Genomic DNA, 7,628 nt, shown 5'->3' with positions numbered 1-7,628 from the left:
GTCCTTCAGGCGATAGCCGACGATCATGTACATCAGCACCGGGAAGGCGACGGTGAAGATCAGCGACCGGCGGTTGCGCAGCTTCCGGGTGAGCTCGATGCCGAGATAGGTGAAGGTGAAGCCGCCGAGCGGTGGCACTCGCCGGTCGAGGTTGACGGGGGCGGGGGCGGGGGTGCTGGTCATCGCGTGCTCTTCTCGGTGTCGTCGTTGCCGGTGAGCGCGAGGAAGACGCTCTCGAGGTTCTGCGCCGAGATCTCGAGGTCTCGCGCGGGGGTGGCGGTCAGGAGATGCCGGGCCACCGAGTCGGAGTCGCGGGTGCGGATCGCGATGCGCTCGCCCTGCACCGAGACATCCTCGGCGCCGGCGATCGCCGCGAGTGCGACCGGGTCCGCGCCGGGCAGGGTGGCGTGCACGACGCGGCCGGCGACCAGGTTCTTGATCTCCGCCGTCGTGCCGTCGGCGACGATGCGGCCGTGGCTCATCAGCACGATGCGGTCGGCGTACTCGTCGGCCTCGTCGAGGTAGTGCGTGGCGAACAGCACGGTGCGGCCGCGGGCGGCGTCCGCGCGGATCGCCTGCCAGAACGAGCGGCGACCCTCGACATCCATTCCCGTCGTCGGCTCGTCGAGGATCAGCAGCCCCGGGTCGCTGAGCAGCGCCATCGCGAACCTCAGCCGCTGCTGCTGACCGCCCGAGCACACCCCCACCTTGCGGTCGGCGATCGACGAGATGCCGGCGCGCTGCAGCACCTCGTCGATGGGCCGGGTGTCGCTGAACAGGCTCGCCGTGAGCCGCAGCGTCTCGCGCACGGTGAGGTCCTTGAGCAGGCCGCCGGTCTGCAGCACAGCGGAGATGAGACCGTGGGAGATCGCCGACCGGGGACTGCGCCCGAACACCTCGATCTCACCCGCGTCGGGGTGCGCGAGCCCCAGGATCATATCGATCGTGGTGGTCTTGCCGGCCCCGTTCGGGCCGAGGAACGCGACGATCTCGCCCTGCGCGACGGTGAGGTCGACGCCGCGCACGGCCTGGACCTTGCCGAACGACTTCACGAGGCGGCGAGCGCGGATCGCCGTGTGACCTGAGCCGCCGGAGCGAGCGGATGCCGCGTCTGCGGCGGGTGCGGATGAGCTCATGGTCTGAGCCTCCCGCAGGGCGATCCGCTGCACCAGAGCCGGTCGTCACGACCCGAATGTGACATTCGTCACGCCCATAGCACGCGTTTCGATCTTGTGAAAAGTCGTTCCACAGGCTTTGTCCCCGCTGAGAACGGGTCCAAGATATCGGGATGCGGTCCGTCGCCAGGCGGCCGTCTCTTTCACAGCTGGAGTCACATCACCATGACACTTTCCCCCCGCACGCGTGGCCGCCTCGGCCTCGTCGTGGCCGCGGTCGGCGCCTCCGCGCTGCTGCTGGCCGGTTGCTCGGGCAGCAGCTCCTCCTCGAGCTCGGGCTCGAGCGAGCCGCTGCTGATCGGCACGACAGACAAGATCACCTCGATCGACCCGGCCGGTTCGTACGACAACGGCTCGTTCGCCGTGATGAACCAGGTCTACCCGTTCCTGCTCAACAGCAAGTACGGCACGTCGGAGGTCACCCCCGACATCGCGACCTCGGCCGAGTACACCTCGCCCACCGAGTACACGGTGAAGCTCAAGCCGGGTCTGAAGTTCGCGAACGGCCACGACCTCACCTCCTCGGACGTGAAGTTCTCCTTCGACCGTCAGGTCGCGATCAACGACCCCAACGGTCCGGCATCGCTGCTCGGCAACCTCGACTCGGTCGCCACCCCCGATGACACGACCGTCGTGTTCACGCTGAAGGCGCCCAACGACCAGACGTGGCCGCAGATCCTCTCGAGCCCGGCGGCGCCGATCGTCGACGAGCAGGTGTTCTCGGCGACCGCCGTCACCCCTGACGACACGATCGTCGCGGGCAACGCGTTCGCGGGCCAGTACACGATCGACTCGTACAAGAAGAACGAGCTGATCGACTACAAGCCCTACGCCGGTTACCAGGGCGAGCTGGGCGCGGCCGCCAACGGCGGCGTCACGGTCAAGTACTACGCCGACTCGTCGAACCTGAAGCTGGATGTCTCCAACAACGCGATCGACGTCGCGTTCCGCAGCCTCACCGCCACCGACATCGCCGACCTGAAGTCGAACAACAAGGTGCAGGTCGTCGACGGCCCCGGCGGCGAGATCCGCTACATCGTCTTCAACTTCAACACCCAGCCCTACGGTGCGACGACCGCGGAGGCCGACCCGGCCAAGGCGCTCGCCGTGCGCCAGGCCGCGGCATCCCTCGTCGACCGCGCCGCCATCTCGCAGAACGTCTACAAGGGCACCTACACCCCCCTGTACTCCTACGTTCCGCAGGGCCTCGCCGGCGCCACCGAGTCGCTGAAGTCGCTGTACGGCGACGGCAACGGCGGCCCGAGCCTCGACAAGGCGAAGCAGATCCTCGAGGCCGCCGGCGTCACCACGCCCGTCACCCTCAACCTGCAGTACAACGGCGACCACTACGGCCCCTCGTCAGGTGACGAGTACGCCGCGGTCAAGAGCCAGCTCGAGAACGGCGGCCTGTTCACCGTCAACCTCGCGCAGACCGAGTGGGTGCAGTACTCCAAGGACCGCGTCGCCGACGTGTACCCGGCATACCAGCTCGGCTGGTTCCCGGACTACTCCGACGCCGACAACTACCTGACGCCGTTCTTCTCGAAGGACAACTTCCTGAAGAACCACTACGACAACGCCGAGGTGCAGGACCTGATCACGAAGCAGGCCTCCGACACCGACGCCGCGTCGCGCGCGACCGAGCTCGGCAAGATCCAGGACCTCGTGGCCCAGGACCTGTCGACCCTGCCGCTGCTGCAGGGCACGCAGACCGCGGTCGTCGGCTCCGACGTCCAGGGCGCGACGCTCGACGGTTCGTTCAAGTTCCGTTACGCGCCGCTGCACAAGTAAGCGTCGTCCAGCGCCGTGGGCCGGGGGTCTCCCCCCGGCCCACGGCGCGATCCACGTAAGGTCGTTCCCCCATGGTCACTGCCGCCGTCGATCCGGCCGCACTCGCCCCCGCCGTCTCCAAGGGCGGCGGGCTCTGGCGCTACATCCTCGTGCGCCTGCTGCTGGTCATCCCCACCGTCTTCATCCTGGTCACCGTCGTCTTCGTGCTGATGCGTCTGACCGGCGACCCCATCACCGCCGCTCTCGGCGGACGCCTCCCTCCCGATCAGCTGCAGCAGCGCATCCACGAGGCCGGCTCCGACCGACCCCTCTGGGCGCAGTACCTCGACTACCTCGGCGGCATCCTGCGCGGTGACTTCGGCACCACGATCACCGACCGCCGGCCCGTGCTCGACGTGCTGCTGCAGTACGGCTCGGCGACCCTCGAGCTCGCGTTCTACGCGCTCATCGTCGCGTTCCTCATCGGCATCCCGTTCGGACTGGTCGCCGCCTACAAGCGCGACCGCTGGCCGGACGCCACCCTGCGCGTCGGGGCGATCCTCGGCTACGCGACCCCCATCTTCTTCGTCGGACTGCTGCTCAAGCTCGTCTTCTCGGTGTGGCTCGGCGTGCTCCCCACGAACGGCCGCGCCTCCACCCGCACCGAGCTGCTGCTCGGCAACCTCGACCACCCCAGCGGCATCTACCTGATCGACGCGATCCGACTCGGCAACGGCGCCGCCGTCGGCGACGTGCTGCTGCACGCGATCCTCCCCGGCGTCGCTCTCGGCATCCTGACCGCGGGCGTGTTCCTCAGGCTCGTGCGTACGAACGTGATCGGCACGCTCGGCGCGCAGTATGTGACATCCGCCCGCTCGCGAGGGGTGAGTGAGTTCCGCCTCGTCACCAAGCATGCGTACCGGCCCGCGTTGATCCCGATCATCACTGTCATCGGCCTGCAGATCGCGATGCTGCTGTCGGGGGCGGTGCTGACCGAGACGACGTTCGAGTGGAAGGGCGTCGGCTTCATGCTCTCCGAGTATCTGAAGGCGCGTGACTTCGTCGCCGTGCAGGGGATCGTCGTCATGATCGCGGTCGTCGTGGCGCTGACCAACTTCGTGGTCGACGTGATCGCCGCTCTCATCGACCCGCGAGTGAGGTACTGATGTCCACGGATGCCTCCTCCCGCCCCGCTGCGGTCAGTGATCGCACGCGTCCTCTCGCCGACCGCATCCCGGTGCTCTCGCACCTGCGCCGCAGCGTCGGGCTGCAGCGCGCGATGCTCGTCATCGGCGTCGTCATCGTCGCCGTGTTCGTGCTCGTCGCCGCCTTCGCGCCGCTCATCGCGCCGTACTCGTGGGCACAGCAGTCGGCGAACGGTGTCGACTTCGCGACCCAGCAGCCACCCAGTGCCGCCCACATCTGGGGCACGACCGTCAGCGGCTTCGACGTGTTCTCGCGAGTGATCTGGGGCGCGCAGACGGCGCTGTTCGCGATCCTCGCGGCGATCGTGTTCTCGCTGTTCATCGGTGTCGCCCTCGGCCTCCTGTCGGGCTACTTCGGCGGCTGGCTCGACCGGGTGCTCCTCGTGATCTGCGACGCGATCTACGCGTTCCCGTCGCTCCTGCTCGCGATCGTCATGTCGATCGTGATCAGCCGCGGGCAGTCGACGCTGGTCGGCGGCATCCTGGCGGCCGCGATCTCGATCACCGTCGTCTTCGTGCCGCAGTACTTCCGCGTGGTGCGCGCCGAGGTCGTGCGGGTGAAGGCGGAGCCGTTCGTCGACTCGGCGCGCGTCATCGGAGTGCCGCTCGGGCGCATCCTGGTGCGCCACGTGCTGCGCAACTCGACCCGCACGCTGCCGGTGGTCGTCACCCTCAACGCGTCCGAGGCGCTGCTCACCCTCGCGGGCCTCGGCTTCCTCGGGTTCGGCATCGAGGCGACGAAGGCCGCCGAGTGGGGCTATGACCTGAACCGGTCGGTCGCCGACGTGACGAGCGGGATCTGGTGGACCTCCATCTTCCCGGGCCTGGCGATCGTGCTCGTGGTGCTCGGCATCACGCTCGTCGGCGAGAGCCTCAACGACCTGAGCGATCCGCGACTGCGTACCCGCCGTCGCGCGGGAGGTGCCGCATGAGCGACGTCGCAGACATCCGAGACCTCACGGTCACCTTCGCGACCGACGGCGCGCCCGTCACCGCGGTGTCGGGCATCTCGCTCGCCGCGCACGCCGGCGAGGTGCTGGCGATCGTCGGTGAGTCCGGGTCGGGCAAGACGGTCACGGCGAACACGCTGCTGGGCCTGCTGCCCGAGACGGCGACGCTCTCGGGAGCCGTGATCATCCGTGGCGCCGACGGCGAGACCGATGTCGTGCACGCGACCCACGCGCAGCTGCGCGCGATGCGCGGGCGGGACGCGGCGATGGTGTTCCAGGAGCCCTCGACCGCGCTGAACCCCGTCTACACGGTGGGCTGGCAGATCGCGGAGGGCCTGCGCGCCCACCAGAAGATCAGCCGCGCCCAGGCGAAGGTGCGCGCGATCGAGATCCTGCGCACGGTCGGCATCCCCGACCCCGAGCGCCGCGTCGACGACTTCCCGCACCAGTTCTCGGGCGGTCAGAAGCAGCGCGTCGTGATCGCGATGGCGCTGGTGCTCAACGCGGGGCTGATCATCGCCGACGAGCCGACGACGGCGCTCGATGTCACCGTGCAGGCCGAGATCCTCGAGCTGCTGCGCACCTGCCGCGACGAGTTCGGGGCGACGATCGTGCTCATCACCCACAACATGGGCGTCGTCGCCGACCTCGCCGACCGCGTGATCGTGATGTACCGCGGCGACATCGTCGAGCAGGCGCCCGTGCGCGAGCTGTTCGCGTCGCCGCGCGAGCCGTACACGAAGGAGCTCCTCGCCGCCGTCCCGCGCGTGGGTGCGGGCAAGAGCCGCACGCAGGGGCAGGATGCCGCGGCATCCGCCCCGACCGAGGCGCCCGCCGNNNCGTGGCCGTCAAGGGCGTCGACTTCTGGGTCGCGCCGGGCGAGGTCGTCGGCCTCGTGGGCGAGTCGGGGTCGGGCAAGACCACGATCGGGCGCGCCCTCGTCGGTCTCACGGAGGTCATGGGCGGGTCGCTGACCGTGCTCGGCACCGAGATGCGCGGCGCCACGAACCGGCGGCTCGCGCCGCTGCGACCCGAGATCGGGTTCGTGTTCCAGGACCCGGCGACGAGCTTCAACCCGTTGCTGACCATCGCCGAGTGCATCGCCGAGCCGCTCATCGTGCACGGCCGCGCCCGGTCGCCGCGAGCGGCGCGCGCCCGCGTCGACGAGCTGCTCGACGCGGTGCGCCTGCCGACCGCGTTCGGCGACCGGTTCCCGCATGAGCTCTCCGGCGGTCAGCGCCAGCGCGCGTCGCTCGCGCGGGCGCTGGCTCTGCAGCCGACGCTGCTCATCGCCGACGAACCCACCAGCGCGCTCGATGTGTCAGTGCAGGCGACCGTGTTGGAGCTGTTCGCGCAGCTGCAGCGGGAGCTGGGGTTCGCGTCGCTGTTCATCAGCCACGATCTGGCGGTGATCGACGAGGTCGCCGACCGTATTGTGGTGCTCAGGCACGGCGTGATCCGCGAGCAGGGCACGACCGCTCAGGTGCTCGGCGCCCCGCGCGACGACTACACGAAGCGGCTGCTCGCCTCGCTCCCCGTGCCCGATCCGGTGGCGCAGGCCGCGCGCCGGCAGGAGTGGGAGCGCACGCGCGAGGGGTGACCGGGTGACCGACGACGAGGGCGACAGCCCGCACGCACCCGGGTATGCGGCGGAGCGGTTCACCGCGTTCTCCGACGCGGTGGTCGCCATCGCGATCACGCTGCTGATCCTGCCGCTCATGGAGAGCGTCGGCGACATCAGCTCGACCGAGGGCGGCACGTGGCGGTGGCTGGGCGACCACCACGACCAGTTGGTGTCGTTCGTGCTGAGCTTCGCGATCATCGCGATGTTCTGGGTGGGCAACCACCGACAGTTCTCCCGGGTGCAGCGGGTCGATGCCGCGGTCATCTGGCTGATGATGGCGTGGCTCGTGACGATCGTCTGGCTGCCGGTCGCAACCTCCATCACGGGGGCGGCGGGGTCCGGCGATCCGGTCGCGAAGTCGATCTACATGGGCAGCATGGTGGTCACGAGCCTGCTGTCGCTCTGCACACGCCTCTATCTGCGGCAGCATCCCGGTCTGCACGACACTCCCGAGAAGGCGCTGATCCGCGGCGTCGGCAACGATCTGTCGCTGGCCGTGCTGTTCTCGCTGGCGCTCGTGATCTCACTGCTGTTCCCCGCGATCGGCTACTACTCGCTGATCCTCATGGGTGCGAACGGCGTGCTCGAGCGCACGATCACGCGGGTCTTCCTCTCCCGCGATGGACGCGTCACGGGGTGACGAGCCGTCCGATCGCATCGCCGAACAGGCTCCACAGCCAGAACCCGATGAACACGACGGCCGCGATGCCGCCGAGCACCGACGCGCGGCGGCGGAGTCTCCGACCGGCGGGAGCCACGACGGGCGGCGGCGCGACGTGGGGGGTGGATGCCGCGGCATCCGATGGTGCGCCCTGTTCGCTCTGGACGCGCTCGTCGCGCCAGCGCGCCCACTGATCGAGCTTGGCCGTGAGGGCGCCGATGGTCGCGTCGAGCCACTGCCAGG

General features: G+C 69.3%; 6 protein-coding genes and 3 pseudogenes. 6 read left to right on the top strand and 3 right to left on the bottom strand.

Annotated elements, in window-relative coordinates; genetic code table 11:
- Together ASG00_RS16005 and ASG00_RS00535 are read right to left on the bottom strand one after the other, a co-directional pair.
- Window positions 1-183 (bottom strand): annotated as a pseudogene (locus ASG00_RS16005) (ABC transporter permease); the annotation flags it as partial.
- Window positions 180-1,136, bottom strand: coding sequence for an ABC transporter ATP-binding protein (locus ASG00_RS00535; RefSeq protein ID WP_056206288.1), 957 nt, complete (start codon window positions 1,134-1,136; stop codon window positions 180-182). The pseudogene ASG00_RS16005 and the gene ASG00_RS00535, both read right to left, overlap by 4 nt.
- A 204-nt stretch (window positions 1,137-1,340) precedes the next feature.
- On the opposite strand from ASG00_RS00535, the gene ASG00_RS00530 reads away from it, so the two are divergent.
- The 6 genes and pseudogenes from ASG00_RS00530 (at window position 1,341) to ASG00_RS00510 (ending at window position 7,364) form a co-directional block, all read left to right on the top strand.
- Window positions 1,341-2,966 carry an ABC transporter substrate-binding protein gene (locus ASG00_RS00530; RefSeq protein ID WP_045247884.1) on the top strand — a complete coding sequence of 542 codons (1,626 nt, stop codon included), beginning with the start codon at window positions 1,341-1,343 and terminating at the stop codon, window positions 2,964-2,966.
- Window positions 2,967-3,037: 71 nt separating this feature from the next.
- A complete protein-coding gene (locus ASG00_RS00525) occupies window positions 3,038-4,111 on the top strand; it encodes an ABC transporter permease (RefSeq protein WP_056206120.1) in 1,074 nt (357 codons plus the stop codon).
- A complete protein-coding gene (locus tag ASG00_RS00520) occupies window positions 4,111-5,082 on the top strand; it encodes an ABC transporter permease (protein WP_056206118.1) in 972 nt (323 codons plus the stop codon). The genes ASG00_RS00525 and ASG00_RS00520 overlap by 1 nt, the downstream gene beginning before the upstream one ends.
- Window positions 5,079-5,937, top strand: a pseudogene (locus ASG00_RS16000) (ABC transporter ATP-binding protein); the annotation flags it as partial. The gene ASG00_RS00520 and the pseudogene ASG00_RS16000, both read left to right, overlap by 4 nt.
- Before the next feature lie 3 nt (window positions 5,938-5,940).
- Window positions 5,941-6,700, top strand: a 760-nt coding sequence (locus ASG00_RS15995; RefSeq protein WP_235559007.1) for an ABC transporter ATP-binding protein, incomplete at its 5' end; no start/stop codon positions are given.
- A 4-nt stretch (window positions 6,701-6,704) separates the two neighbouring features.
- Window positions 6,705-7,364 carry a TMEM175 family protein gene (locus ASG00_RS00510; protein WP_056206116.1) on the top strand — a complete coding sequence of 220 codons (660 nt, stop codon included), beginning with the start codon at window positions 6,705-6,707 and terminating at the stop codon, window positions 7,362-7,364.
- Here ASG00_RS00510 and ASG00_RS15990 read toward each other — a convergent pair.
- Window positions 7,354-7,628, bottom strand: a pseudogene (locus tag ASG00_RS15990) (hypothetical protein); the annotation flags it as partial. The gene ASG00_RS00510 and the pseudogene ASG00_RS15990 sit on opposite strands and share 11 nt — an antisense overlap.

Source organism: Microbacterium sp. Leaf351, assembly GCF_001423825.1.
GTDB lineage: Bacteria > Actinomycetota > Actinomycetes > Actinomycetales > Microbacteriaceae > Microbacterium > Microbacterium ginsengisoli.
Note: the sequence above shows the minus strand (reverse complement) of the source record. Positions and strands in the feature narration are given on the sequence as shown.

Excerpts from the sequence above, each read along its gene's own strand:
- ASG00_RS00535 (WP_056206288.1), bottom strand. The coding sequence starts at position 1,136 with ATGAGCTCATCCGCACCCGCCGCAGACGCGGCATCCGCTCGCTCCGGC.
- ASG00_RS00530 (WP_045247884.1), top strand. The coding sequence starts at position 1,341 with ATGACACTTTCCCCCCGCACGCGTGGCCGCCTCGGCCTCGTCGTGGCC.
- ASG00_RS00525 (WP_056206120.1), top strand. The coding sequence starts at position 3,038 with ATGGTCACTGCCGCCGTCGATCCGGCCGCACTCGCCCCCGCCGTCTCC.
- ASG00_RS00520 (WP_056206118.1), top strand. The coding sequence starts at position 4,111 with ATGTCCACGGATGCCTCCTCCCGCCCCGCTGCGGTCAGTGATCGCACG.